A 584-nucleotide genomic window follows, 5' to 3' on the forward strand; every position below is an offset into this window, starting at 1 on the left:
TTATCGGGTAGCAGAAGAGGCAAAAAACGAGGCTCAAAACTTCCAAAATGGTACGCAAAAACAACCAGAAATGGTGGTGAATGACGCATCACAAGCAGAATTACATGAAATTAATCAGGCCCCTGTAAATATTGACCAGCTCATGCATGAGATTCAATCTGATAGTAAGATTGTGGTTGAAGCCAATGAAACAGGAAAAACTTTACCTGAGCTTACTGCTGCCGTTGAAGAGCCACCCGAAGAAAAAGGTTTCTTTAGACGTATATTCAATAAAATCCGTCCACCTCGGGTAATTCCAATGGAGCAGATACCCCGTATTACTGCTGAGGTTACGGGTGCGCCAGATGATTTAGCTAAAAATATCAAAGGTAAATTATCTACATTTACCCAAGAATCATTTGAAGATTTTAATGCAGCGCTACCGCAACTTAGGAGCTTAAGTAATCAGGCTGCTCAAGCTGTAGGTTATTACAATGCTGAGTTTCGTTTTGAAAAGTTAAGTGCCAGTCGCGTACGCGTTAATGTAACGCCAAATGAACCAGTACGGATTAATGAACAAAAAATTGAATTTACTGGTGCTGGTG

General features: G+C 40.4%; 1 protein-coding gene. It reads left to right on the forward strand.

Annotated features, from left to right (window positions below; translation table 11 throughout):
* On the forward strand, positions 1 to 584 hold a 584-nt coding region (locus ABD296_RS49970), incomplete at both ends, for a POTRA domain-containing protein (protein ID WP_344285707.1).

Source organism: Actinomadura napierensis, assembly GCF_039529375.1.
Lineage (GTDB): Bacteria > Actinomycetota > Actinomycetes > Streptosporangiales > Streptosporangiaceae > Spirillospora > Spirillospora napierensis.